At 69.9% G+C, this 26,225-nt stretch carries 19 protein-coding genes; 11 read left to right on the top strand and 8 right to left on the bottom strand.

Annotated elements, in window-relative coordinates; translation table 11 throughout:
* Window positions 1–25 precede the first annotated feature (25 nt).
* Window positions 26–913, top strand: coding sequence for a sigma-70 family RNA polymerase sigma factor (locus tag ACTWPT_RS09370; RefSeq protein ID WP_443176872.1), 888 nt, complete (start codon window positions 26–28; stop codon window positions 911–913).
* Here the strand turns inward: ACTWPT_RS09370 and ACTWPT_RS09365 are convergent.
* Window positions 910–2,448 (bottom strand): hypothetical protein, encoded by a 1,539-nt coding sequence (locus ACTWPT_RS09365; protein ID WP_443176871.1) that lies wholly within the window; start codon window positions 2,446–2,448, stop codon window positions 910–912. The two genes, ACTWPT_RS09370 and ACTWPT_RS09365, sit on opposite strands and share 4 nt — an antisense overlap.
* Before the next feature lie 265 nt (window positions 2,449–2,713).
* On the opposite strand from ACTWPT_RS09365, the gene ACTWPT_RS09360 reads away from it, so the two are divergent.
* Genes ACTWPT_RS09360 through ACTWPT_RS09340 form a run of 5 tightly spaced genes read left to right on the top strand, consistent with a single transcriptional unit; the run spans window position 2,714 to window position 6,661 of the window.
* The gene (locus ACTWPT_RS09360; RefSeq protein WP_443176870.1) at window positions 2,714–3,772 is read left to right on the top strand and encodes an ABC transporter ATP-binding protein; all 1,059 of its coding nucleotides are present in this window, start codon (window positions 2,714–2,716) and stop codon (window positions 3,770–3,772) included.
* Window positions 3,765–4,445, top strand: coding sequence for an ABC transporter permease (locus tag ACTWPT_RS09355; RefSeq protein WP_443176869.1), 681 nt, complete (start codon window positions 3,765–3,767; stop codon window positions 4,443–4,445). Before ACTWPT_RS09360 ends, ACTWPT_RS09355 begins: the two co-directional genes overlap by 8 nt.
* Window positions 4,446–4,473: 28 nt before the next feature.
* Window positions 4,474–5,157 carry an ABC transporter permease gene (locus ACTWPT_RS09350; RefSeq protein WP_443176868.1) on the top strand — a complete coding sequence of 228 codons (684 nt, stop codon included), beginning with the start codon at window positions 4,474–4,476 and terminating at the stop codon, window positions 5,155–5,157.
* 48 nt (window positions 5,158–5,205) lie between these two features.
* On the top strand, window positions 5,206–6,138 hold the full coding sequence (locus ACTWPT_RS09345) for an ABC transporter substrate-binding protein (protein WP_443176867.1): 933 nt from the start codon (window positions 5,206–5,208) through the stop codon (window positions 6,136–6,138).
* 40 nt (window positions 6,139–6,178) lie between these two features.
* Complete coding sequence (locus ACTWPT_RS09340) at window positions 6,179–6,661, top strand: flavin reductase family protein (protein ID WP_443176866.1); 483 nt, start codon at window positions 6,179–6,181, stop codon at window positions 6,659–6,661.
* Here ACTWPT_RS09340 and ACTWPT_RS09335 read toward each other — a convergent pair.
* The gene (locus tag ACTWPT_RS09335) at window positions 6,640–7,146 is read right to left on the bottom strand and encodes an SDR family NAD(P)-dependent oxidoreductase (RefSeq protein ID WP_443176865.1); all 507 of its coding nucleotides are present in this window, start codon (window positions 7,144–7,146) and stop codon (window positions 6,640–6,642) included. The genes ACTWPT_RS09340 and ACTWPT_RS09335 overlap by 22 nt on opposite strands.
* A gap of 157 nt (window positions 7,147–7,303) precedes the next feature.
* Here ACTWPT_RS09335 and ACTWPT_RS09330 point away from each other — a divergent pair, with 157 nt between their 5' ends.
* Together ACTWPT_RS09330 and ACTWPT_RS09325 are read left to right on the top strand one after the other, a co-directional pair.
* The gene (locus ACTWPT_RS09330) at window positions 7,304–10,015 is read left to right on the top strand and encodes an AAA family ATPase (RefSeq protein ID WP_443176864.1); all 2,712 of its coding nucleotides are present in this window, start codon (window positions 7,304–7,306) and stop codon (window positions 10,013–10,015) included.
* A gap of 85 nt (window positions 10,016–10,100) precedes the next feature.
* On the top strand, window positions 10,101–11,921 hold the full coding sequence (locus ACTWPT_RS09325) for a DJ-1/PfpI family protein (RefSeq protein WP_443176863.1): 1,821 nt from the start codon (window positions 10,101–10,103) through the stop codon (window positions 11,919–11,921).
* Between the two features lie 52 nt (window positions 11,922–11,973).
* Here the strand turns inward: ACTWPT_RS09325 and ACTWPT_RS09320 are convergent, their stop codons facing one another.
* A complete protein-coding gene (locus tag ACTWPT_RS09320; protein WP_443176862.1) occupies window positions 11,974–12,972 on the bottom strand; it encodes a helix-turn-helix transcriptional regulator in 999 nt (332 codons plus the stop codon).
* Window positions 12,973–13,057: 85 nt separating this feature from the next.
* Here ACTWPT_RS09320 and ACTWPT_RS09315 point away from each other — a divergent pair, with 85 nt between their 5' ends.
* Entirely contained in the window at window positions 13,058–13,792 is a 735-nt protein-coding gene (locus ACTWPT_RS09315; RefSeq protein ID WP_443176861.1) for an SDR family oxidoreductase, read from the top strand.
* 108 nt (window positions 13,793–13,900) lie between these two features.
* Here the strand turns inward: ACTWPT_RS09315 and sppA are convergent, their stop codons facing one another.
* Entirely contained in the window at window positions 13,901–15,598 is a 1,698-nt protein-coding gene (sppA, locus tag ACTWPT_RS09310) for a signal peptide peptidase SppA (RefSeq protein WP_443176860.1), read from the bottom strand.
* An 83-nt stretch (window positions 15,599–15,681) separates the two neighbouring features.
* Between sppA and ACTWPT_RS09305 the strand changes: the two genes are divergently transcribed.
* Window positions 15,682–17,121 (top strand): ATP-binding protein, encoded by a 1,440-nt coding sequence (locus ACTWPT_RS09305; RefSeq protein WP_443176859.1) that lies wholly within the window; start codon window positions 15,682–15,684, stop codon window positions 17,119–17,121.
* A 254-nt stretch (window positions 17,122–17,375) separates the two neighbouring features.
* Entirely contained in the window at window positions 17,376–18,446 is a 1,071-nt protein-coding gene (locus ACTWPT_RS09300; protein WP_443176858.1) for a hypothetical protein, read from the top strand.
* A 265-nt stretch (window positions 18,447–18,711) separates the two neighbouring features.
* Here the strand turns inward: ACTWPT_RS09300 and ACTWPT_RS09295 are convergent, their stop codons facing one another.
* The 4 genes from ACTWPT_RS09295 to glgB all read right to left on the bottom strand — a co-directional run bounded on the left by ACTWPT_RS09295 (window position 18,712) and on the right by glgB (window position 26,067).
* Window positions 18,712–20,070, bottom strand: a complete 1,359-nt coding sequence (locus ACTWPT_RS09295) for a S8 family peptidase (protein WP_443176857.1) — start codon at window positions 20,068–20,070, stop codon at window positions 18,712–18,714.
* A 177-nt stretch (window positions 20,071–20,247) separates the two neighbouring features.
* Window positions 20,248–21,690 (bottom strand): S8 family peptidase, encoded by a 1,443-nt coding sequence (locus ACTWPT_RS09290; RefSeq protein ID WP_443176856.1) that lies wholly within the window; start codon window positions 21,688–21,690, stop codon window positions 20,248–20,250.
* 212 nt (window positions 21,691–21,902) lie between these two features.
* Window positions 21,903–23,816, bottom strand: coding sequence for a S8 family peptidase (locus ACTWPT_RS09285; protein ID WP_443176855.1), 1,914 nt, complete (start codon window positions 23,814–23,816; stop codon window positions 21,903–21,905).
* A gap of 97 nt (window positions 23,817–23,913) precedes the next feature.
* A complete protein-coding gene (gene glgB, locus ACTWPT_RS09280; protein ID WP_443177003.1) occupies window positions 23,914–26,067 on the bottom strand; it encodes a 1,4-alpha-glucan branching protein GlgB in 2,154 nt (717 codons plus the stop codon).
* Between the last annotated feature and the right edge of the window lie 158 nt (window positions 26,068–26,225).

The following is a 26,225-nucleotide window of genomic DNA, read 5'->3' as shown; positions in this document are numbered from 1 at the left end:
GCGACAGCGAGAGAGAATGTGACCGATGGATGACAAAGATATGGTGACCGGCGTCTTCGAGGCGCACCGCGATCATCTGCGGGCGGTGGCGTACCGGATGCTCGGCTCGCTGAGCGAGGCCGATGACGCGGTGCAGGAGGCCTGGCTGCGGTTCAGCCGCACTGACACCAGCGACGTGCAGAACATGGGCGGGTGGCTGACCACGGTCGTGGGCCGCGTCTGCCTCAACATGCTGCGTGCTCGCCGCACGCGCGGTGAGGAGCCCCTGGAGATGCGGATGCCGGACCCGGTGGTGAGCACCGTGGACGGGGTCGACCCTGAGCACGAGGCGCTCTTGTCCGACTCCGTGGGGCTGGCGCTGCTCGTGGTGCTCCAGACGCTGGAACCGGCGGAGCGGCTGGCGTTCGTGCTGCACGACATGTTCGCCGTGCCCTTCGACGAGATCGCCCCGATCGTGGACCGCACGCCGGCCGCGGCGCGTCAGCTCGCCAGCCGCGCCCGCCGCCGGGTACGCGGTGTGACGGCGGAGCCGGACCCCGACCTGTCGCGGCAGCGCGAGGTCGTGGACGCCTTCATGGCGGCCTCGCGCGCCGGTGACTTCGATGCCCTGGTCGCGGTGCTGGATCCGGACATCGTCCTGCGCGTGGACCAGGGCGCCCTGGCGACCGGCCGCTGGCTGGAGCTGCGCGGGGCCCTGACGGTGGCCAAGCAGGCGCTCATGTTCCAGCGGCTCGCCCAGGTCGCCCAGCCGGTCCTCGTCAACGGCGCCCCCGGCCTGATCAGCGCGGTCGGCGGCAAGGTGATGGCGGTCGGGGCGTTCACCATCGCCGGCGGCAAGGTGGTGGCCATGGACATCCTCGCCGACGTGGACCGCTTGAGCACACTCGACCTGACGGCGGTCGAGCAGCCTTAGGGGTTGACGAACATCGGCACGGAGAAGAACACGATCATCGCGATCGCCACGCAGATCAGGAAGCCGATCAGCTCCCAGGCCCAGTCGTAGTGGCGCTCCCCGCGGCGGCGTGCCTTCTCCGGCCGGGGTTTGTCCGGGCGGCGCTTGGGGACGGGCCTGGCCCGGACCGGATGCGGGGCGAGCAGGGACTCCCTCGGTTCCTCGGCCGGCGCGTCCTCCCAGGGCAGCGGCATCCGGTAGACCGGCTCCGCGGGCTTGGGACGCGGCTTGAACAGCGGGGCCGTGTCGCGCACCAGGTCCTCGGACTCCTGCTGGAGCGGACGGGCCGGGCCCTTGTGCACCAGCACGTCCTCGGCCGGGGACGGCTGCGGTCGCCGCACCGGCCTGGGCCTGCGTAGTTCCCTGCGTCCCTCGCTCCTGGACGGCAACGGGTCGCGGCCGGACGACGGCAGGTCGTGGCGCGACTCGCCGCCTTGCGCCAGCAGGTCGCCCGCCTCGAACGGCGGCTGGGGCGGCGTCTCGCTGGGCAGCAGTACGTCGCCCGTCGCGAACGGCTCCGGCGAGTTCTTCGGCAAGAGCACGTCCCCCGTGGCGAACGGCTCCGCCCCGTCCGCCGGCGCCGCCATGAAGAACGGCCGCTCATCGAAAGTACGGGGGGAGTTCAAGGCGCCTAGCGGGTCCCTGAGCGGGCGGGCAAGGCCGAGCGGCGGGCCCAGCGGGTCCCTGAGCGGGCGGGCGAGGCTGCGCGGTGGGCCCAGCGGGTCGCGGACCTTGGGCATTGGGGCCGTGGTCGCCTCGTGGTGGGAGGCCTGGGACGGCGGCGTCAGCAGCTCCTTGGGGAAGATCAGCGTGCTGGTGGCCGGGTCGGCGTCGGACAGCGGCTGCGGCCACATCGGCGGACTGGGCCAGCGCGGCTTCACGAACAGCGGCGCGGGCGTGGCCGTACGCGAGCCGGCGAAGTGGATGCGCAGCGCCCCGGGCGGCTGCGGCCACGGCAGGCGGCCGAGCACGTCCCGTAGCGGCGCGACCCCCAGCGCGCCGTAGATGTCGGCGATCGGCTTGGGCACGCGAACCCCGGTGGAGGCTAGCGCCGCCCCCAGGGCCTGCCGGAACCGATGCCCCGCCCCCACGGCCAGCTCCTCGGCCGTGTCGGGCGCGACGTCGAGCACCCAGGCCAGCTCGGCCTTGCTCAGACCGCAGACCGCGCAGAGCACCAGAACCTCCCGCTGGTGCGGGCGCAGCTCTCGCAGGCTCCGCTCGACGAGGGACGTGGCGGGATCGATGAGCGGGTCCACCATGGGCGGCGCGTAGACGACGTCCCGCCGGTGGATCTGGCGGCGAGCGAAGGCGTAGAGAGCGGCACGGGGCGGTTCCGCGGCGGGGACGCCGGAGAGCACCGACATCAGGACGTCGGACGCGGAGCCGAGGTCGCCGAGCTGGTCAGCGCAGTACGCGAACAGCCCGGCGGCATGACGGTCGTAGAGCTCTGCGATCTGTTGTGCGCGTGGGCGCTGATCGGTGAGCGGCTGGGACACGGGGCCGGATCCTCTTGCTCTGTGCGGACGCTGAGGGTGGTGGTGAGGGGTGCGCGTCAGGTGATTGTGGAGGTAATCATGCCAACACAGACAGGTTCGGCGCACTACCAGATCCAGATTTAAGTAAATATGCCTGGTCAGTGAAACGCTTAAGCCAGGCCCAAGGGGACAGAGCGGGCTGGATCACCGTAGTCTGTGGGTCCGAGAGATCATGCGGCGGTCGTGGCAGGGGGGTCGCGGCCCTGCCCAGAGCGAGAGGTCACGCGTGATCACATTCGACGCTGTCACCAAACGCTACCCGGACGGCACGGTCGCCGTGGACCGCCTCAACCTCGAGGCGCCCACCGGCGAGATCACGGTGCTCGTCGGCCCCTCCGGCTGTGGGAAGACGACGTCCCTTCGGATGATCAACCGCATGATCGACGCCTCCGAAGGCCGAATCCTCCTCGACGGCGAGCCGGTGCAGGGCATCGACCCGCCGACGCTGCGGCGCGGCATCGGGTACGTCATCCAGCAGGCAGGGCTGTTCCCGCACCGGAAGATCGTCGACAACATCGCCACCGTCCCCTACCTGCTCGGCTGGGACAAGAAGAAGGCCCGCGCGCGGGCCATGGAGCTGCTGGAACGTGTCGGCCTCGACCCGGCGCTGGCCGGGCGTTACCCGTTCCAGCTGTCCGGCGGGCAGCAGCAGCGCGTGGGCGTGGCCAGGGCGCTGGCCGCCGACCCGCCCGTGCTGCTCATGGACGAGCCGTTCAGCGCCGTGGACCCGATCGTGCGCACGAGCCTCCAGGACGAGTTGCTCAGGCTCCAGGCAGAGCTCAACAAGACCATCGTCTTCGTCACACACGACATCGACGAGGCGATCAAGCTCGGCGACCGCGTGGCCGTGCTGCGGGTGGGCGGCACGCTGGCGCAGCTAGCCGATCCGAAGACCTTGCTGTCGGAGCCGGCCGACGACTTCGTGCGCGAGTTCCTCGGGCACGACAGGGGCATCAGGCGGCTGCAGTTCATCTCCACCGCCGGGCTGCGGCTGCGTACCGACCTGACCGTCGAGGAGGGTGCCGAGCGCGGCACCTCCGAGCCCTGGCTGCTGGTGGTGGACGCCGAGGGGCGGCCGGTCGGCTGGGTCTCCGGGGCGCGGCCCGGGGAGCTGGAGCCGTACGGGACGTTCGTGCCGGGCCGTGACTCGATGCGCTCAGCGCTCGACGCGGCGCTGCTGTCGCCGTCCGGCTGCGCCGTGGCCGTGGACGAGCAGGGCAAGGTCGTCGGCGTGGCCGCCAGGGAGACGCTCGACCAGGCGCTGGCGGAGGCGGCAGATGGGTGACGGTCCTCCCTCCATCTGGGAGTGGATCGCCCGCAACTGGGACACCGGGCGGGTCGACAGCATCAGGAACCTGCTCACCGACCACCTGACCATGTCGCTCGTGCCGATCCTGGTCGCGCTGGTCGTGGCGCTGCCGCTCGGGCTGGCCTGCGTGCGCTGGCGCTGGCTCTACCAGCCCACCTCAGGGCTCATGAACGTCGTCTACGCGCTGCCTTCGCTGCCGGTCTTCATGTTGCTGATCTCGGTGACCGGGTTGTCGCAGACCACGGTGATCATCCCGCTGACCTTCTACGGCATGGCCGTGCTGATCCCGGCCGTGGTGGACGGGCTGGGCTCGGTGCCCGACCACGTACGCCAGTCGGCGGTCGCGATGGGGTTCACGCCGCTGCGCCGCCTGCTGCTGGTCGAGCTGCCGATCGCGGTGCCGGTGGTGCTGGCCGGGCTGCGGGTGGTCGCGGTCTCCAGCATCAGCCTGGTCAGCGTGGGCGCGTTGATCGGGCAGGGCGGGCTCGGCGGGCTGTTCACGCGGGCGTACCAGAATCCGTTCATGCCGCCGGTCATCGTCGGCATCGTGCTGATCGTGGCGCTGGCGCTGATCGCCGACGGGCTCATCGTGATGGCGCAGCGGCTGCTCACCCCATGGGTGCGGGCACGGAAGGGGCAGGGGTCGTGAGCCTGGGCTTCGGAGGGGAGGTCACGTCATGGGCTGGCTGAGCGCCTTCTTCTCCTGGCTGGCGGAGTTCTTCGGGACCCCGGAGAACTGGTCGGGGTCCGGCGGCATCCCCATGCGGCTGCTGGAGCACCTGGAGTTCTCGGCTCTCGCCCTGGTCCTGGCGGCGCTGATCGCGGTGCCGCTCGGCCTGCTGATCGGCCACACCGGCCGGGGCGAGGTGCTCGTGGTCGTCTCGGCGAACCTGGCCAGGGCGCTGCCCACGCTGGGCCTGCTGGTGTTGTTCGTGCTGCTGCTCGGCGCGGCCTCGATCTGGCCGGTGATCATTCCGCTGGTGTTGCTGTCGGTGCCGCCGATCCTGGTGAACACCTTCGAGGGCATCAAGGGGGTCGACCCCGAGCTGCGGGACGCGGCGTACGGCATGGGGCTGCGCGGCGGCCAGGTGCTCCTGCGGGTGCTGGTGCCGGTCGCGCTGCCGCTGATCCTGCTGGGCTGCCGGCTCTCCGCGATCCAGGTCGTGGCCACCACCACGGTCGCCGCGTACACGGGGCTGGGCGGCCTCGGGCGGTACGTGATCGACGGATTCGCGACAAAGGATTACGCGAGCGTCGTCGGCGGTTCAGTACTGATTGTGCTGTTTGCGCTCGTGGTGCAGATCCTGTTCACGCTCGCCCAGAGAGTGACGGTCTCGCCTGGAGTGAGCCAGCGACTTTAGGTTCGATAGTCTCCCTATATTACCTCCCGCTTAGAAGGGAAAAGCAAGATGAGACGCATGTACGGCATCGCGGGGGTGCTGATTTCGGCGATGCTCGCGCTGGCCGCCTGCGGTGGCAGCGGAAGCACCGGCACCGGGGGCAACCCGCTCGACACCTCGAGCGCGGCTCCCAGCGGCTCGGCCTCAGGCGGGGGTGGCAAGGCCGTCATTGGATCGTTCGACTTCGACGAGAGCGTGCTGCTCGGGTCGATCTACGCCCAGGCCCTGGAGGCCAAGGGCGTCCAGGTCGAGGAGAAGCCGCGCATCGGCAGTCGCGAGGCGGTGTACGACCAGGTCAAGAGCGGCGGGCTGACCATCGTGCCCGAGTACAACGGCAACCTGCTCGCCTTCATCGACCTGCAGAACACGGCCGCGACCACGGACGAGGTCAACGCCGCGCTGAAGGAGAAGCTGCCTGCCGAGCTGGAGGTGCTCGACTCCTCGCCGGCCGAGGACAAGGACAGCCTGTCCGTCACCAAGGACACCCAGACCAAGCAATCGCTCAACACCATGGAGGACCTGGCCAAGGTCTCCAAGAACATGACCGTCGGCGGCCCGCCCGAGTTCAAGAAGCGGTGGGAGGCCCGGTTCAAGGAGGTCTACGGAATCGAGTTCAAGGAGTGGAAGCCCACCGGCCCCACTACCGCCGACGCCCTCAAGGACGGCTCGATCCAGGCCGGCAACGTCTTCACCACCGACCCCAAGATGACCGCCAACAACCTGGTGGCGCTGCAGGACCCCAAGAACGTCTTCCCCGCCCAGAACGTGACCCCGCTGCTCTACAAGGCCGGCGCCACCGACACGATCAGGACCACGCTGAACTCCATCTCGGCTAAGCTCACCACCGAGTCCCTGCTCGACATGATGCAGAAGATCTCCGTCAACAAGGACGAGCCCGCCACGGTGGCCAAGGAATGGCTGACTTCGAACGGCCTCGCCTGAGGCGTTCCGCTTCCGCGAGGGCCTCTGGGAGGACCTCGCGGTGAGCGAGTTCACGGAGGCGATGGCGCAGCTCGCGGCGGGGGTTTCGGTGGTGACCGTCCGCGACGGGCGTGACGACCTCGGCACCACGGTGTCGGCGTTGATGTCCGTCTCGCTGGAACCCCCGCTGGTGCTGGTCAGCCTGGCCAGCCGCGGCTACCTGAACGAGGTCCTGCTGCGGCAGGACCGATGGGCCGCCACCCTGCTGTCCTCCGGGCAGGCCGCCATCGCCAGCCGCTTCGCCACCCCCGGCCGCCCCAGCGCCCGACTCCTGGTGGCCGGCATCCCCCACCACCGCGGGGCCCACACGGAGGCGCTGGTGGTGGAGGGCGGGGTGGCCGCCCTTGAGGCCGAGACCACGAAGGTGGTCGCGGCCGGCGACCACACGCTCTTCATCGCCGCCGTCATGGCCGTCTCCTACGTCAACCCGGCCCTCCAGCCCTTGGTACGGCTCCGCGGCCGCTACCGCCCGATGGGCACCTGACGAGCGATCCGCCACAAGACGGCGGTGGCGACATCCTCCTCGCTGCCTGCGGCCACGGCGTCGATCCGCACGCCAGAGCAGGCGACGTCCAGCGCCACCCTGCGGGTCAGCTCGGCCACCGCGGCGTACGCGCCGGCGGTCGCCGCCAGGTTGACGATGCAGCCCCCGTACCGCATCGACGGGATCTCGTACTTCATCGCCAGCGCCACCTCGCCCACCTCGCCGTGGTTGAACGCGGCGTCGAGCCGGCCGAACGCGCCCAGCGTCTGCTCGACCAGCCGCCGCACCGACACCGGATTGGCGAGATCCGCCGGGACGGCGACCGCGTGGCCCCCCGCCGAGCCGAGGTCCGCGGCCAGCTCCCGGAGAGCCTGACCGTCGCGGGCGGCGAGGACCACGCTGGCGCCGGCCCTGCTCAGGGCCGAGGAAACCGCGGCGCCGATGCCGCTGCCGGCGCCGGTGACAATGGCGGTGCGACCGCTCAATGCTCCGAGCGTCATGATGGCCTCGCACTTTGTGGGTGTTCCTGTGAACGCGGTCGACGTTAGAGGCCAGGTCGCGCGGGCCGCATCAGTGAAGTCGCCGGTCTTCGGGGATTCCGCGCGCGTTGTCACCGGTGCGGCAGCTTTCTATGCTCGGCGTGTGCTGGGGAGAGACTCCGAGGCGGAGCTGCTCGAGTCGTTACTGCGGCACGCCGCCGAGGGGCACGGCGGCGGGGTCGTCCTACACGGTGAGCCGGGCATCGGCAAGACCGCACTGCTGTCGTACGCGGCGGAGCAGGCCGCCGGCTTCCAGGTGCTTCGCGCGGTCGGCGTCGAGCCGGAAGCCGATCTCGCCTACGCGATCTTGCACCAGCTCCTGTTCCCCGTGCTCGGGTCGGTCGACGAGTTGCCTGGTCCGCAGGCGCAGGCCCTGCACATCCTGTTCGGGCGCGCGCACGGCGCACCACCCGACGCGTTCCTGGTGGCGCTGTCGACCCTGTCGCTGCTGTCCCTGCTGGCCGGCGAGCAGCCGGTGTTGTGCGTGGTCGACGACGCGCACTGGGCGGATCAGCCGACGCTGAAGACCCTGGCGTTCGTCGCGCGCCGGCTGGACAACGAGCCCATCGTGCTCGCGCTGGCCGCGCGTGCCGACGAGGGCCACGCCACTGACCTGCCCCACCTGCGCCGTGTCCCGCTCATGGGCCTCAACCCGGACGCGGCCAGGGCAATGCTCGCCGAGCGCGCCGGCGGGCGGCGGCTGACCGACGGCGAGCAGACCCACCTGCTGGCCGCCACCGGCGGCAACCCTCTTGCCCTGCTGGAGCTGGCAGGAAAGGAGATGCCACCGGAGGGCACGCAGGAGCCGCCCGCCCTGACCGACGAGTTGCAGCGTTCGTTCCTGACCAAGATCCGGGCCGGGCACGCCGGATCGTTGCCGCTGCTCCAGTTGATCGCCGCCGACGGCTCGGGCAGCGTCGCGACCATCGAGAAGGCGGCCGCCTCGCTGCGGATCGGCGCCGACCCGCTGCACCGCGCCGAGCTCGACGAGCTGCTGACGTACGACGGAGCTCGGCTGGTGTTCCGGCACCCGCTGATCCGGTCGGCGGTCTACCACAGCGCCTCGGCCGACCGGCGGGCCGCGCTCCATCGTGCCCTCGCCTCCGCCTTCGACACCCCGGCCGACCAGCACCGGCGTGCCTGGCACCTCGGGCAGGCCGCCGTCGGCCACGACGAGCAGGCCGCCGAGCAACTCGAGCGCTCCGCCGAGCAGGCGGCCCTGCGCGGCGGCCCCGCCGCGGCCATGGCCGCGCTGTCCCGGGCGGCCGAGCTCACAGCCGACGGTTCGCGCCGGGGACGGCGGTTGTGGAACGCCGCGCTCGCCGCCATCGGAGGGGGATTCACCGCCGTGGCCGTGGAACTGCTCGACCGCGCCGAGCGCGAGCCCCACCTGGAGGAGGCGGACCGGATCGCCCTGGCCGCGATCCGCGCCACCGTAGCCGAGTTCGCCGGCTCGCCTGAGGACGCGATGGACCTCATCAAGCCGTGGATCCCGCGGGCGCTGCGGATCGACCGGCGCCTTTTCACCCCGACCGTCGCGATGTACGCCGACCTCGGTCTGCGCGTCAACCGGCCGCAGGCGTGGGCCGATCTCGCCGGCTGGCTCGACGGGATCACGCTGACGCCCGACGACCCGAGGGACGCGGTGCTGCGGCTGCTGCGCAGCGCCTGCCTGGCCCGCGGCGGCCGCGATCCAGGACCGCGAGACTGGGCTACGGCCGAGTCACTCACCGATCCCGTCACGATGACCCTGGCCGGGGGGATCGCTCGCCAGCTCGGCGACTACGAGCTGAGCAGGCGCCTGCATCGCAAGGCCGGGCAGCTGGCGCGCACCAACGGATCACTCGGTGCGCTCGCCTGGAATCTCGAGTACCAGTCCGCCGACGAGATCGCCCGCGGCAGGTACGGGCTCGCCGAGGCCTACGCCGAGGAAGGCCGCCAGTTCGCCGCCGAGGTCGGCCAGCCGAACACGGCCTGCCGCCACCAAGGGCTGCTGGCCTTGTGCACGGCCATCCGAGGCCGGCCGGAAGCCGCCGAGCTGGCCACCGACGTGCTGGCCGAGGCGAGCGGCCGCAACCTGGCCGACGCCATGTCCTACGCCAGGCGGGCGCTCGGGCTCATCGACCTGGTCGCGGGCCGGCACCGCGAAGCCGCACGGCACTTCGAGGCGGTCGGCGGCTGGGACGCCGACGTACCCTCGGACCTGGCCATGGCCGTCGTCCCCGACCTCGTCGAGGCCCTGGTCCGCGCCGGCGAGCGCGACCTGGCCGCCGCGGCCACGGCCCGCTACGCCCGGTGGACCGAGCACACCGCCGCACTGGAGCCGGCCGCGCTCACGGCCCGCTGCCGGGCGCTGGTCTGCGCCGATGGCAGTGCCGAGGTCCACTACGCGGAAAGCCTGCGCCTGCACGCCAGGTCCGACGCTCCGCTGGAGCACGCGCGTACCGAACTGCTGCTGGGCGAGCACCTCCGGCGTGACCGGCGGCGCTCGGAGGCTCAGCGGCACCTGCGCGGCGCCGCGGACGACTTCCGCCGCATCGGCGCACTCGCCTGGGCCGATCGGGCGCTGGGCGAACTGCGCGCCACCGGGGAGTCGGCGCGTACCCCGGAGGCTGGCGTGCTGAGCACGCTGACCCCGCAGGAGCTACGCATCACGCTGGCCGTCGGCGAAGGGCTGACCAACCGGGAGATCGCCGCGCAGCTGTTCCTCAGCCCGCGGACCGTGGACTACCACCTGCGCAAGGTCTTCCAGAAGGCCGACATCACCTCGCGAGCCGAACTCATGCGGCTGGTCCTCGCCGAACGCCCCGCCTGAAGGACCGGCGACTTCACTGATTCGGCGGCCGCCCAGGATTCCTAGCGTTAGCGACGTCACGTTCCTCACGTCAGGAGTCCCCATCATGACGATCCAAACCAGTAAGAGGCGCATGGTCGGCCGCTTCGTCTGGCACTACATCGAGATGGTCATCGCAATGAGCCTCGGGATGGTGCTGCTCGGTCCGGTGTGGGGCGCGGTCCTGCCGGACGCCATCACCCGGGTCGACGTCGGCACTTTGACCATGGCCGCCGACATGTCCATCGGCATGGCCGTCTGGATGCGGGTCCGCCGCCACAGCTGGGCCGCCATCGCCGAGATGAGCCTGGCGATGGTCGTGCCGTTCCTCGTTCTGCTCGTCCCCTACTGGTTCGGTGTGCTGCCGGGCCACCTGGTGATGTCGATCGGGCACGTGCTCATGTTCGTCTTCATGGCCCTGGTCATGCTGAGGCGGCGCCACGAGTACACGCACCACCAGCACCGGTTTCGCCTCCCGCGGAAGTGGATCGGGCGAGGGGCCGTCGTACTGGTCGCGTTACTGGTCCCGGGTGCGGTCTCCGCGGTGAACACCGTCGGGAAGTTCGGCGACCAGTACAAGGCACGCTCGGACACGGTGGCGGTCCAGCCTGCGTCGAAGGCCGCCGGCCATGACCCGGCCAAGCCCACGGTGGCCTTCGTGGTCAACGGCAGCGGCACCAACGTGGCCGACCTGCTCGGGCCGTACGAGGTGCTGGCGGGCACCGGGCGGGTGAACACCTACGTCGTCTCGCCCGGCCCTCGGCTGGCGCCGCTGACCGGTGGGCTGGACCTCGTACCGGACCTGACCTTCGGCGAGCTGGCGCGGCTGCTGGGCGAGCGGCGCGACACCCTCGACGCCGTGGTGATCCCGGCCCTGAACAAGACGGCTCCCACGGAGCTCGGCTCCATCACCGCGTGGCTGCGTGAGCAGTCGGCGGCCGGCGCGATCACCGTCAGCGTCTGCAACGGGGCCCGCACGCTCGCGGCGAGCGGGCTGCTGGACGGCAGGCCGGCGACCTCCCACTGGTGGCGGCTGCCGGGGCTGCGTACGGACTTCGGCCAGGTCCAGTGGGTGACCGGCCGGCGGTACGTGGACAACGGAAACCTGATCACCACCGCCGGAGTGTTGTCCGGAATCGACGGCGCCCTCCGGATCATCGAACGGCTGATCGACGTGGACACCGCGCGCGAGGCGGCGCGGAAGGTCCACTGGCGCCACTACTCTCCCGGCGTCGCCGCACGGATCCCCGAGTCCAGCTTCGAGGCCAAGGACGTGGCCGTCGTCTCCCTCACCTCCTCCTACCAGCCCGGGCCGTCGACCATCGGCGTGCGGCTCATCGAGGGCACCGGTGAGCTGGAGCTCGCCTCCGCGTTCATCACCTACACGGAGCAGTCCATGATCGGGCGCACCGTCGCGGTCGGCGACGGCGTGGTCCGCTCCAGGCACGGCCTGACGTTCGTCCCCCGCACGGCGGTCGCGGACGGCCTCGACCGCCTGCTCGTTCCCGGCGTGGACGCCGCACGGCGCCAGGCGGCGGGCACTGGGCCGTCGGCGGCCACCGGAGGGCTCCAGCCCGAGTACCTCCACGTCGGCGAGGAGTTCGCGTTCGATCCCGTGCTGCGTGACATCGCCCGCACCTACGACGTGCCGACGGCGCGGTGGGCGGCGAAGACGCTGGAATACCCGGTGATGGACGTCAAGCTGACCGGCAGCGCCTGGCCGTGGGCGGCCACCATCGTCCTCGTGGTGCTCGCGCTGCTGGGCGCCGCAGTCGCCATCGCCGCCGGCATGGTGTTCCGCCGGATTCGCGCCAGGTCCCGTGCGGCCGGCCGGGGTTCGGATCCGCACGACGCACCGGGCGCCGAACTCGCGCAATGCGGGTCGTGATGCTGATGTGGCCGGGAGGTTCGAAACCTCCCGGCCCTTTTGATGTTGTCCGCTAGCGCTCTGGAACGGCGCCATGCGCGGCGGCGTCGACTGGAGGTGAGGCGGCGGCGCAGTGCCGCGCCACCTGCCGCAGCGCCTCCAGCAGCTCCGCGGGCCCGTCCACGGTGAACGGCAGTCCGAGGGCCGCGAGGTAGACCGCCAGCGTCAGCGGGGTGGCGGCGCCGATGTGCAGGAGGCACCGGTCGTCGTCGAGATGCTCCACCCGGGCCACCGGCGGCACCCGCTCGCTGACGGCCGCGGCCGGTGCGTTCACGGTCGCGACGGTACGGCAGGGGCCCAGCGTCGAGGCCACGCCCTTGGTGACGAAGTCGATCGCGTCCCCTGGCGGCATCCACCGGCCGGGGAAGGACGGTCCCATCGGGGTTCTGGGCGTGAGCCGGTCGATCCGGAACGTCCGCCAGTCGTCGCGGCCGACGTCCCACGCCACCAGGTACCAGCGGCGCCCGGTCGACACCAGCCGGTGCGGCTCGGTGTCGCGCACGGTGGCGTTGCCGTCGTGGTCGCGGTAGTCGAACCGCAGCCGTCGCCGGTCCCGGCACGCCGTGGCCAGCGTGGCCAGCACATCGGAGTCCACGGCCGGGCCGCTGCCCACCGGCACGGGCACCGTGTACGCGGTCAGCGCGGCCAGACGCGGGCGCAGCCGGGCGGGCAGCACCTGTTCGAGCTTGGCCAGGGCGCGCAGCGACGTCTCCTCGATCCCGCCCACCGTCTGGGCCGCCGCTGTACGCAGGCCGACCGCGACCGCGACGGCCTCGTCGTCGTCCAGCAGCAGGGGCGGCAGCCTGGCCCCGGGGCCCAGGCGGTAGCCGCCAGCCGTTCCGGAGGTGGCCGACACCGGATAGCCGAGATCGCGGAGGCGTTCGATGTCGGAGCGGATGGTTCTGGTGCTGACGCCGAGCCGGTCCGCCAGCTCGGGGCCCGGCCAGTCGGTTCGTGATTGGAGCAACGACAGCAGGCGCAGCAGTCGCGCGGCGGGGTCTCTCGTGGTCACGGAATCCACCCTTTCTCACCTCGCGGAAGTTCTGCTTCCGCGACGGCTGCCATGGTGAGGGCTCTCGGAACAGAAAGGGACATCCATGCATGCGGCAGCAGTGGTGACGGGTGGATCGCGCGGGATCGGCCGTGCCGTGGTGGAACGGCTGGCCGGTGACGGCGCCACCGTCGTGTTCAGCTACGTCGCCGACGAGCGGGCGGCTCGGCAGGTGGAGGAGGTGTGCGGGGGGCGGGCGACGGCCGTACGTGCCGACGCGGCCGACCCCGGCCAGGTGGAGCGGCTGTTCGCCGCGGCGGACGAGGTGTTCGCCGCCCAGGCGGCGGGGCCGCTGTCGGTGCTGGTCAGCAACGCGGGCGTGATCGACCACACGCCGATCGACGGAGTGACCCAGGAGGTGTTCGAGCGGGTGATGGCGGTCAACGTACGCGGCGCGTTCTTCGCGGTGCAGGCGGCGGCCCGCAGGATGGCCGACGGCGGACGGATCGTGACCGTCTCCTCCACCGGCACCGCCTGGCCAAGCGCGGGTGAGTCGGTCTACGCCGCCAGCAAGGCGGCGCTCGAACAGCTCACCCGGGTCGCCTCCCGCGAGCTGGGGCGGCGAGGGATCACGGTCAACGCGGTGTCACCTGGCCCGACCGACACCGACATGCTCCGCGCCAACGTCCCGCCGGAGACGGCGGCCGCGGTCGCGCACATGACGGCCCTGGGCCGGATGGGCACGCCGGCCGACATCGCGGCTGTCGTGGCGCTGCTGGTGAGCCCGGACGCCGCCTGGCTGACCGGGCAGAACCTCACAGCAGACGGCGGCCTGGTGTGACGACGTCAGGTGCCGTGGCCGGCTGAATCCGCGTCCGCCGGCTTCAGCGCCGGTGGCGGATGTTGTGCCACCCGCCACCGTCAGGCCATGCCCCACCTGGTCACCTGGTCAGCGGATGACGTACCACTCGGGCAGGATCAGCGGGCCCGCGGCCGGGAGGCCCAGTTCCGCGGACAGGCGGGCCAGGGGCCCCCAGGCGTCCAAGCGCACCCTCGCCAGGGCGGCCGACTTGTCCTCGCTGGACTCCGGCCCGCGCAGGCGCTCCAGCGGGTTGAGTCGTGGGTACATGCGGACGGGAGCGTCGTCGCCGAGCCCGGCTCGTTTCCTGGCCAGCGCCAGCGCGTCCTCCAGCCCGCCCAGCTCGTCCACCAGTCCATTCGACTGCGCGTCGGCGCCGGTCCACACGCGGCCTCGGGCCAGCTCGTGGGTACGCTCGCGGGTCAGTTTGCGGCTCTCGGCGACCTTGGCCACGAAGTCGTCGTAGATCCGGTCGAGCCAGGCGTTGATCCGCTCCCACTGCTCGGGGGAGAAGCTGCGGGACGTGGAGAACATCCCAGCGTTAGCCCCCTCCGCCACCATTTCCGAATTTATCCCCATTTTGCCGAGCAATTCGGAAAAGACGGGCTTGCCGCCGTACACGCCGATGGAGCCCGTCAGCGTGCCCGGCTGGGCCACGATCACGTCGGCGGCCATGGCGACGAAGTAGCCGCCGGACGCCGCCAGGTCACCCATGGAGACGATCACCGGCTTCACCTTGCGCGTCAGCGACACCTCACGCCACACCGTGTCGGAGGCCACGTACGAGCCGCCGGGGCTGTCGACCCGGAAGACGACCGCCTTGATGTGCTCGTCGCGCCTGGCCGCTCGGAGCGCGGCGCTGATCGTGTCGGAGCCCATCGCGCCGCCCCCGCCGAGCGGGCTCCGGCCGCTGCGCCCTGTCTTGATCATGCCGGTGCCGTGGACGAGCGCGATCCCGTCGGCCATCGGGTGCGGCAACTTCCGCACGGCCGCTGCCCTGGCGTACCTGGACACGTACTGCAAGTGCGCCTCGCCGCCCGCGGCCTTCTTGACCTCGTCGTACACCTCGTCCCGGTACGCCAGCCCGTCGACCAGCCCGGCCTCCTTCGCCTCCGCGGCAGTGAAGGGGCCCCGGTCGATCAGCTCGCGCACCTTGCCCGCGTCCAGCCTGCGGCCGTCGGCGATGCCGGCGATCATCGTCTCGGTGACCGACTCCACGATGCGGCCCATGGACTCGCGGTGCGGCTCGGTCATGTGGTCCTGGGTGAAGGTGTTGGGGGCGGTCTTGTACTCGTGCCGCTGCCCGGACTCGAACCCCACGCCCAGCTTCGTCAGCGCCCCCTTGAGGAAACGCTGCTCCAACGCCACCCCGGTCAATCCGACGTCGCCGCTCGGCTGCAGGTAGACGCGCTCGAACGCGCTGGCCAGGTAGTAGGGCACGGTGCCGCCGCCGAACTCGCCGAACGTCTCTGAGAACGCCACCGTCAGCTTGCCGGAAGCCCTGAAGTGGATCACGGCCTGGCGCAGCTCCTGCACCATGGCCAGGCCCAGGGGAGCGGCCCCGATCTTCACGATCAGCGCCTTGACCCTGGAGTCCTGCCTGGCCCTGCGTAGCCCGGACAGGACATCGGACAGGCGCGTCTTCCGCATGGACAGCACCGCGGCGAGCGGGTCCGTCGGCGGGCCTTCCGTGATGCCCTCAGTAAGATCGAGCTCCAGCACCAGCGGGGCGGTGCGCCGCTGGCGAAGCTTGTCGACGGTTTCGAAGATCGCCTTGCCTGCGTCCATAGAGCCACCCTAAGCGACACATTTCGAAATGCGCTTAGAACTATACAGCTAAGGTGTACAGGCCTTAGCTGTATAGTTCCACTATGCTGCCGGTGATCAAGCCCGACTTCGTCTTCGATCGTGACGAGGAGTGGGCCGGCCTGGTGAGATTCGCCACGTCGCCCAGCCCTGACGTGCGGCTCGGCATCGTGAGCGGCAGGCGCCGTCAGGGCAAGACATTCCTTCTAGACGCTCTCGTCCAGGAAACCGGCGGGTTCTTCTTCACCGGGCTGGAAGAGACGGAGGCCCAGGCGCTCGCCCGATTCGGTCAGAGGCTGGCCGCGCGGACAGGAGGCGGGCGTTACGCGTTCGCCAACTGGGACGAGGCGCTGGAGCGGCTGTTCGCCGTAGTCCAAGAGGGGATCATCGTGATCGACGAGTTCCCCTATCTGACCAAGGCATCGCCTTCGCTGCCCTCATTGATCCAGCACGCTCTCGACCCCAGGGGATACATCCGGCGAGGCAACGCTCGCTTGCTGCTGTGTGGCTCGGCGATGGGGGTGATGGGCAAGCTCCTGGCGGGCAACGCGCCGCTGCGCGGGCGGGCCAGCCTGGAAATGGTCGTCAAGCCGCTGGACTATCGGGCGTCGGCCGAGTTCTGGGGGATCGACGATCCCCGTCTCGCGGTGCTGGTCCACTCCATCGTGGGCGGCACGCCGGCGTATCGGCGCGAGTTCGTGGCCGGCGACGCTCCGGCGTCGATGGAGGATTTCGACGCATGGGTCCTGCGGACGGTGCTCAACCGGCAGATGCCGCTGTTCCGCGAGGCGCGTTATCTGCTGGCTGAGGAGACTGATATCCGCGACATGGCCTTGTATCATGCCGTGCTCAGCGCCATCGCCGGCGGGAACGCCACGCGGGGCGGTATCGCCAACTACATCGGCCGGAAATCTCCGGACATCGGGCATCCGCTGGCGGTGCTGGAGGACTCCCACCTGATCGCCCGTGAAGCCGATGCTGTCAGGAAGGGCAAATCCCTCTTCCGCATCTGCGAGCCCTTGATCGTCTTCTATGAGGCCGTGATGCGGAGCGAATGGCCCCGTCTGGAACGAGGCAGGTCCGAGGCCACCTGGCGGGACTCCCGGGCACGGTTCCTGTCTCAGGTGGTCGGACCGCATTTCGAAGGACTGTGCAGGGAGTGGGCGGTGCGCGCGGAAGCCGAGGTGTTCGGTGGCTTCCCCGGCGAGGTGGCCGCCGGCACCGTCGCGGACCCGGTCAACCGGACGCAGATCGAGGTCGACGTGGCGGTTCTCGCCCCGGAGGAGCACGGGCGTCCGCGCCGCGTGCTGTCTCTCGGAGAGGTCAAGTGGGACAAGGTGATGACCTCAGGGCACGTCGACCGGCTGCGGCGAGCCCGCGACCTGCTGTCGGCGAAGGGCTACGACACCAGCGGCACGGTGTTGGCCTGCTACAGCGGAGCCGGCTTCCAGGAGGACCTGCCTGGGGACGTCCGCTTGGTCAGTCTGGGGGACCTCTACGCGTAGTCGGAGACTCACGCTGCGCCTGGCAATCTCCGCGCCGGAGCAGGCCCCTTCTCGCCGCCCCAGCGCCCGCCATCCTCGTACCAAGCTGTGCACGTAGATAGCCGGCATGTGGTGGAAGCAGGCGGAACGCACTGCGCCTGGCCCTCGACGATCGGCATTCGGCTCGGAACGCGCGTCATCCTCTCACGCCACATGCGGTCCGGCCGCGGACACGCTTTCCTATGAGGGTGCGGATCAAGCGAGTGCTGTGTTTCGTGGCCGTGGTGCTGTTGGCTCACATGACCGTACGGGCGGTCGAGAACGACTGGCTCGTGTACGGCGCCCTCCTGACCATTGTGGGGATCATCGCGCTCACCCTGGTATCCAGACCATGGACGCGGTGGTGGCGCGGGCTGACCGACAAGACGCGAAAGTGGACGCGACGAGGACTCTACGCCGGGGTGACTCTCGCCGCGATCGTGTGGGGCCTGTTCATTGGACTGATCGACGTTCTGGGGCAGTGGTCCGCCGGACGCGGCACAGAGGACGTTCGGCTCGGGTTCACCACGATGCTGTCGTGGGGTCGCGTCGGCAAAGGGTTGCAGTTCATCGCCGGTCTTGTGGTCCTGCTCGACCTCGTGCCCGCCGACACGCTGCGGAAAATAGGCAAGCGAGCCGGGATGCGGCTGCGCGGCATCGACCCGAAGATCTCCGAGCGCCGGAGTGTAAACGAGTACCTGGCGGCGGAAAGATGGCTCTGTGACAACGTGATCACGCATGAGACAGCGTTGGGCCCGCGGAATGAGCAGTGGACGGGCCCGCCGACTCTCGCTGCGGAAGCGAAGAAGGTGCCACCGGGCGCGCCATATACCTGGGAGGAGTACCTGGCGGTGCGCCAGCTGTTCGTCGACGTGCCCATCGATCACGAGCAGAAGCCACGGCTCGCCTCCATGGCGCGCGAGCTCGTGGAACGAGGTCTGTCCCGAGAGCAGGTCAAGCGCTTGCGGCGGGCCAGGAGATGGCGGGCGTTCGTCAACGACAAGATCGCTCCTGTGGCGGTCGTTCTGTTTCTGGCCTGGTTCGTAGCCAGTGTGGGAGGCCTGATGCCCACCGGCGACTGGTACTCCCTCCTCGTAGGGCTTGTAGGCATGGGCATAGCCGGCGTGATGGCCGTCCAGCCCGGCGCGCTTTACGAAAGCTGGTTACAGATCATCTACTTCCCCGTCCGACTCATCACCGAATGGCAGGCCAATCTCCTCGACCGCGACCCTCCAGCCCATCCGCTGCGCTGGCTCGCCTTCTGGATCTTCATCTACGGTTTCGTTCTGGACCTGCTGGCGTCATGACAAAGCGCCGAGGGGCAAATCTGCGCCACGGAATCTGACCAATACAACGCTGCCGCACACTCCGGCGGCGCACCACCTGACGAGGGAGCCATGTGAGCACCCGCGCGCGGCTGGAGCACCTCCAGCCATCGCCTACCGGCGGCGCGCCCCAAGGAGGACAGCCCGAGCGATAGCGAGGACCGCTCGGGGCGGGGTCCCGTCAGGCAACCACGTAATTGGGCAAGGGGTAGGTGTGCGAGGGCAACCTACCCCTTGCGTTCGTTGGTCAGAGGCGGCTGCGGAGTGCGGCGTAGACGTTGATTCTGGAGGTTGTCACCTCAGTGCCTGCGCTTGAGTACGTGATCGGCTTGCCTGTGCTCTTCAGGGCTTCCAGCAAATGGTCCACTCCTGCCCTGCGGTGCTTCTGGTGCAGCAGGGCGAAGGCGCCCGTTACGTGGGGGGTGGCCATCGAGGTGCCGTTCAGGGCCGCGTACGAGTCGTCCACGATTGCCGCCGTGATGGCCACGCCCGGTGCGAAGACGTCCAGGAGCGGGCCGCGGTTGGAGAAGGCGGCCACGCCGTCCTGCTTGTCCGTGGCGCCTACCGCGACCGTGTTGGAGACGCACGCCGGCCAGGACACCGACGCGTCGTAGCCGTTGTTGCCCGAGGCCACCACCGTGGCCACGCCCTTGGCCAGGAGCTTGTCCACCTCGGCCTTGAAGTCCGCACCGTCGCCCGCGTCGCAGGCCGTTTCGTACTTGCCGCCGCCCAGGCTCAGGTTCACTGAGGCCAGGTTGTACTGGCCGGCCAGCATGTCCGCGTACGCCATGCCGGTCAGGATCGAGGAGTCGTACGCCAGGACGCAGACGGGGCGGCCCGCGCAGTACGGCGAGTTCTCGAAGCGGCTGAAGACCTGGACCGGGATGATCTTGGCCTTCGGGGCGACGCCGTTGGCCGCGAAGCCGCTCGTGGCCTGGCCCGCCGCGATGCCCGCCACGTGCGTGCCGTGGTAGCACAGGCCGTACTGCGGCTGCGGGGCGCCCGTCATGCACGCGCCAGTCTCGGCGTCGGCGGCGCCGTCGCCGATCTGGAACTGGCTGCCGTTCGGGCACAGCGGCTTGGAGCCGTCGACGGGGTCGGTGGCCGAGAAGCAGGCCTGGGCCACGATGCGGCCGCCGAAGGCGGGGTGGTCCTGGTCGATGCCCGTGTCGAGGATGGCGACGGCCGTGCCCTTGCCCGTGAAGCCCTGCTTGTGCGCCTTGTCGGCCCCGATCAGCGGGATGCTCTGGACCAGCGTGGGCTCGTTGAGCTTGTCCTTGCGGATGGAGACGACGTCGGACTGCTCGGCGATCTTCTCGAGTTCGGCGCGGGTGCCGCGGTAGACGAAGAAGTCCAGCTTGCCGGCGATCTCCGAGGGCGGCTCCGCAGAGACGTTCTTCCTGTCCTGCTTGACCTGTTCCGCGCTGGTCTGCGCGGAGTCGACCTGGGCGGGCTGCTGCACGCGGACGATGGCGCGGTGCTCGCCGGTCGCCGTGATCTCAGGGTCGATCTTGGATTCGGGGTCGGCGAACGCGGGTGTGGCGACCAGTGTTGCCGAGGTGGCGGCTAACACGATGGCGCCGGCCAGCAGAGACGGGAGTCTCAACTGCTCCTCCGGGGGTCAGGGGGCGTCTGTCCACGGAAGTGTAGTTATTAGACATCTGGTATCAGAGGGGCTAGTGGGTTCCGTTACCGCTTCTTGTTCTGTATGCGGTGATTTCCCTGGGGCCGAAATCCCCTCATTGCGCGGGCTCCGGCCCCTGCTCGACGCTCTGCACGCGCCTTATGCGGCGGCGCGGCCGTCGGCGGTGGCGCGCTCGGCGTCGATCCGCGACGTGGTCGTCGGGGTGCCCCCAGCGTCGTACGGGATGCCCCTTCCTGTCCTCTGCAGACGCTGCAGGTTCTGCGCGACCGAGCTGCCGGGGAAGGCCTGCTTCAGCAGCGCGAACGTGCCCGCCACGTGCGGCGCGGCCATCGACGTGCCGCTCGCGTCGAGGTACCTCTCGCCCGGCACCGCCGATCGGATGCCCACACCCGGCGCGAACAGGTCGACCAGCGGCCCCCGGTTGGTGAACTCGGCCAGCCTGTCAGCATCGTCGGTCGCGCCTACCGCGACGGCGGTGGAGACGCAGGCGGGGGAGGTGACGCCGTTCGCGAAGCCGTTGTTGCCGGCCGCCACCACCGGCGCCACCCCGAGCCCCACCAGCGTGTCGAACTCTTGCTTGACCGCGGCGGCGCCCGCGTTGTCGTCGCACGCCCTGGTGTGCGGGCCGCCGCCGCCCAGGCTCATGTTCACCGCCGCGATGTTGTACGTCCTGACCACCCTGGCGACGTACTCGAGCGCCAGCTTCTGATTGGAGGTGTAGCTCAGGAGGCACGGCGACATTCTCCTGCCGATCGCGCAGGTCCGGGGGTTGTCCACGCGGCTGAAGACCTGGATCGCCAGGATGCCGGCCCCGGGAGCGACCCCGTTTGCCGGGGCGCCGGCGGCCATCCTGCCCGCCGCGATGCCGGCCACGTGCGAGCCATGGGAGCAGATGCTCGTCCCGTTGACCATGCACTGTGCCGTCTCGGCGTCCGCCGCGCCGGGACCGGTCTGGCTGGGCTGGTTGTTCGGGCAGAGCGAGACCGTGCCGTCGCTGGCGACGGACGAGGAGAAGCACGCCTCGTTCACCAGCCGGTTGGTGAAGAAACCGTGGTCGCGGTCGATCCCCGTGTCGAGTACGGCGATCGCCGTCCCCCTGCCGGTCCAGCCTGCGGCATTCGCCCGGTTCGAGCGGATCACGACGGTGCTGGTGTCGAGGGTGGGCGGGTGCAGCTCATCCTTGTAGACCGACTGGACGCGGACGTCCTGCTGGAGCTTGGCGAGCGTCGGCTGGTCCACTTCGGCGACGAAGAAGTTCGGCGATTTCGCCGACTCCAGGACTCGGCTGCCCTCGGAGGCCTGTTCGATGTCGCCGGCGACGGCGTCGACGCTCTGGCCGGGCTTGACCTGGATGATGGAGCGGACCCTGGTCCCCGACTGGATCTCCTTGATGAGCGCGGGGCTGATGGCCGGGCCGGCCGCGTCGGCCTTGCTGGGTGTGATGGGCGAGTCGGTGGAGCCGGCGTTGCTGGGTGTGATGGGCGAGTCGGTGGAGTCGGCGTGGAGTGCCGGGGCCGTGCAGAGCATGGCGGATGTGGCGGCCAGCGCGGTGGCGCAGACGAGCAAGGACCGTAGCCTCACTATTTCCTCCGTGGAGCGGGTGTGACGTTGGCTGAGGCTGGAGCCGTGAAGCTCTTCCGGCTCCCGGCTTGCGTACAGCCGCATACATCCCCACCTGCGACAACGGTGATGTCGGTGACGTATGTGACCGAGATAAACGTTGGAGGCGTTTTTGCTTGGCGAGGCAAAAGAAGAAAGGCCGGTCAAGACTGACCGGCCTTTCTGGAAATTACTTATTTGACGGTTTTGAGGACGTTTTTTGTCGCCTGCTTCAGCGACGTCGCGGACGGCTTGTCGCTCAGCCGCACCTTCTCAGCGGCCGTCAAGGTCGTGGTGCCGTTCGTGCCGTGCGCCCAGTTCAGCCAGGCCGTCAGCAGCGCGCTCTCGAGCTTGGCCTTACCGGTCTTGGTGTTCTTCAGCACCCGGTACGCCTTGCCCAGCGACGACGCCTTCGTCAGTTCAGGGAACACCTTGCTCGACTTGCTGATCAGCTTCAGATAGCAGGTGAGCGTGGCGTCGGGGATCGTGCCGCTGCTGCGGTGGATCTCCACGGCCCAGGCCTTGGCGGACATCTTCGTGGCCGCCGTGCCGCGCGTGCACACCGCCGCCGTGGTCGCCGGCGTCGGCGTGACGGTCACCGTGACCGTGACGGTCGGCAGCGGGACCGGTGAGGTGGACGACGAGGGCTCATCCGAAGGCTCGTCCGACGGAGTGTCCGAGGGATCGCCGTCCGTAGGCTCGGGGCTCGGGCCACTCTCCGTGGGGCCGGGCTCCGGAACGACCGGTGTCTGCGTGATGGGCGGCTGCGGCGTCGCGCCGGCCAGCGCCGCCGCCAGGTCCAGGCGCGGCGTGGTGACCTGCGTGCCGTTGGCCTGGTACACGTACGGACGGCCGGTCGACTTCAGCGTGTTGATCAGGTCGGGCATCGCCGTCTGCGGTGCGGCCTGCTTCATCAGCGCCAGTGCCCCGGCCACGTGCGGTGTGGCCATCGACGTGCCGCTGTAGACGGTCGTCACGTTGTCCGGCACCGACGACTCGATGTCCACACCCGGCGCGAACAGGTCCACCAGCGCACCCCGGTTGGAGAAGTCCGCGATGGCGTCGCTCCCGTTGTTCGCCCCGACGGCCACCGCCGAGGAGATGCAGGCGGGGTACGACGCCCCTTCGAAGAACTCGTTCCCCGCGGCCACCACGGTCGCGACGCCCTTGGCCAGCAGCGCGTCGATCTTCGGCTTGAAGATCGCGCCCTCTTCACTGGCGTCACAGTCGGTCTCCGACAACATGCCGCCCAGGCTCAGGTTCACCGCGGCGACCGGCTGGTTCAACCCCGCCACGTAGTCCATGGCCAGCCGCAGCGACGACTCGAACGCCAGCAGGCACGACGGCTCGCCGCAGACGTCCTCGTCGTTGACCCGGCTGAACACCTGCACCGCCACGATTCCGGCGCCCGGTGCCACGCCCCCCGTGCCGGCCGCGATGCCCGCGACGTGGGTGCCGTGATCGCACAGGTTCACGCCATTGGCCAGGCACTTCGCCGTCATGGCGTCGGCCGCGCCGGCCCCGATCTGCTCCGGCTGCCCGTTCGGGCACAGCGACTCCACGCCGCTCTCCACGGCCGAGAAGCACGCCTCGGCCACAATCCGGTTGCCGAACCACGGGTGGTCGCGGTCGATGCCGGTGTCCAGCACGGCCACCGCCTGGCCGGTCCCGGTGAAGCCCTTGGCGTGCGCCTGGTCGGCACCGATCAGCTTGAGGTTGGGGGAGACGTCGGCAGGCGTGTACGTCCTGTCCCGGTGGATCGAGGTGACCCGCGGATCCTCGGCCAGCTTGGCCAGCTCCTCCGCGGTGCCCTCGACGACCATGAACGACTGGTTCTGCGGCCGCAGCAGCACGTCCACGCTCTCGGCCGCCGCCTGGCTGGCCACGGGCTCGTTCTGCGCGGGCTCGGTCAGCTCGACGATGGCCCGCTCGGCGCCGCCGTCGACGGCTAAGCCATCCTCGACCTTGTCCTGAGCGCGGTCCTGAGCGGGGTTGGTGCTGCTGGGCGCGGGGGTCGGCGTCGGTGTCGGGTCGTCTGCGTAGGCCGGACCCGATAACGGGAGCACGGCCAGGGCGATCGAGCACACGATCAGGTGGCGAAGTCGCACGCGTTCTTCCTCCGAGGGGATGATCTCGGAGTTTATGGCGATTTGCCCGTCAGGCACAGGCCCCGGGCCCGTTTCCCACCGAACTTTCAGCGGATATTCAGTGTGTGCCTTCGTGCGTGAGCCACACCGCGCCCATCGGCGGCACCCGCAGCGTGGTGGAGTACGGCAGTCCGTGGTGCGCCTCCACGGCCGCCTCGACCGACCCCATGTTGCCCACGCCGCTGCCCCAGTAGTCGTAGGCGTCGGTGTTGACCGCCTCCTCCCACCGCCCCGCGTACGGCAGCCCGAGCCGGTAGTTCTCGTGCGCCCCGCCGCTGAAGTTCACCACGCACGCCACCGCCGACCCGTCGTTCGCGTAACGGACGAACGAGAACGTGTTCCCTGAAGCGTCGTCGGCGTCGATCCACCGGAACCCGTCCGGCGAGGAGTCCTGCTGCCACAACGCCGGGGTCTCCTTGTAGATCCGGTTCAGGTCGCGGACCAGCCGCTGCACGCCCTGGTGCCCGTCGAACTCCAGCACCCACCAGTCCAGTCCGCGCTCCTCCGACCACTCCGAGCCCTGGCCGAACTCGCCGCCCATGAACAGCAGCTGCTTGCCCGGATGCGCCCACATGAACGCCAGCAGCGCCCGCAGCTGCGCGAAACGCTGCCACTCGTCACCGGGCATCTTGCCCAGCAGCGATCCCTTGCCGTGCACGACCTCGTCGTGCGACAACGGCAGCACGTAGTTCTCGGAGTACGCGTACAGCAGCGAGAACGTCATCTGGTGGTGGTGATACTGGCGGAAGATCGGCTCATGGCGCAGGTACTCGAGCGTGTCGTGCATCCAGCCCATGTTCCACTTGAACCCGAATCCGAGCCCGCCCAGGTGCACCGGCCGCGACACCCCCGGCCAGGCCGTCGACTCCTCCGCCACGGTCGAGATGCCGGGCGTCTCCCGGTAGCAGACGGCGTTCATCTCCTTGAGGAAGTCGACCGCGTCCAGGTTTTCCCTGCCGCCGTAGACGTTCGGCGTCCACTCGCCCTCCCGGCGCGAGTAGTCCAGGTAGAGCATCGACGCCACCGCGTCCACCCGCAGCCCGTCGATGTGGAACTCCTTGAGCCAGTAGACCGCGTTGGCGACCAGGAAGTTACGCACTTCCCTGCGGCCGAAGTCGAAGACGTACGTGCCCCAGTCCGGGTGCTCTCCCCTGGCCGGGTCGGCGTGCTCGTACAGCGGCGTGCCGTCGAACCGCGCGAGCGCCCAGTCGTCCATCGGGAAGTGCGCGGGCACCCAGTCCAGCAACACGCCGATGCCCAGCTGGTGCATGCGGTCCACGAAGTGGCGGAACTCGTCGGGGGTGCCGAACCTGGCCGTGGGCGCGTAGTAGGACGTCACCTGGTAGCCCCACGACCCGCCGAACGGGTGCTCGGCCACCGGCAGCAGCTCCACGTGCGTGAACCCCATGTCGGCGACGTACTCCGAGAGCTGGTCGGCCAGCTCCACGTACGTCAGCCCGGGCCGCCACGACCCCAGATGCACCTCGTAGACGCTCATCGGCTCGGCCTGCGAATTCCTCTCCGGCCGGTTCGCCATCCAGACGTCGTCGTCCCAGCCGTAGGCCGACTTGTCGATCACGGAGGCCGTCATCGGCGGCACCTCGGTCCGCCTGGCCATCGGGTCGGCCTTATCCCGCCAGATGCCGTCCGCGCCGAGGATCTGGTACTTGTACCGCTCGCCCGCCGCCAGCTTGGGGATGAACAGCTCCCACACCCCTGACCGGCCCAGCGACCGCATCGGGTAGGCGGTGCCGTCCCAATGATTGAAGTCGCCGAGGACCCTGACGCCGCGCGCGTTCGGGGCCCAGACGGAGAACGCGGTGCCCTCGACGTCCTCATGCTTCATCACCCGCGCGCCGAGCGCCTCCCACAGCCGCTCGTGCCGCCCCTCACCGATGAGGTGCAGGTCCACCTCGCCCAGCGTGGGCCAGTGCCGGTACGGGTCACGGAAAGCATGCGGCTCCGCGCCGGCGTACTTGACGCTGAGCGTGTAGTCGGGCACCTTGTCCAGGCCTGGGACCGTGACCTCGAACACCCCGTGGGCCTGGTGTTTCATGTCGTGGGCCGTACCGTCATCCAGCACCACCCTGACCCGCTCGGCAAGCGGGCGCAGCGTGCGGAAGACCACCCCGCCGGCGACGGGGTGCGCTCCCAGCACGGAGTGCGGATCATGGTGTGCCCCGCCCGCGAGGCGGTCGAGCTCTGTCCTCATCGGCATGCTCCCAACCTTGCCCTACGATGACCGTCCATCCCAGGCACTGCCCGCTTTCACCGAGACAATCACAGAAAGTGCAAAATCCCGGCTTCATCACGAGAGCATGCCGGGAGGGATAACTGATCCTTTCCCCGCTCTTGGCTCGACATACTGGT

It is taken from the genome of Nonomuraea sp. 3N208, from assembly GCF_052245935.1.
GTDB lineage: Bacteria > Actinomycetota > Actinomycetes > Streptosporangiales > Streptosporangiaceae > Nonomuraea.
This window is presented reverse-complemented; position numbering and strand designations above follow the sequence as displayed.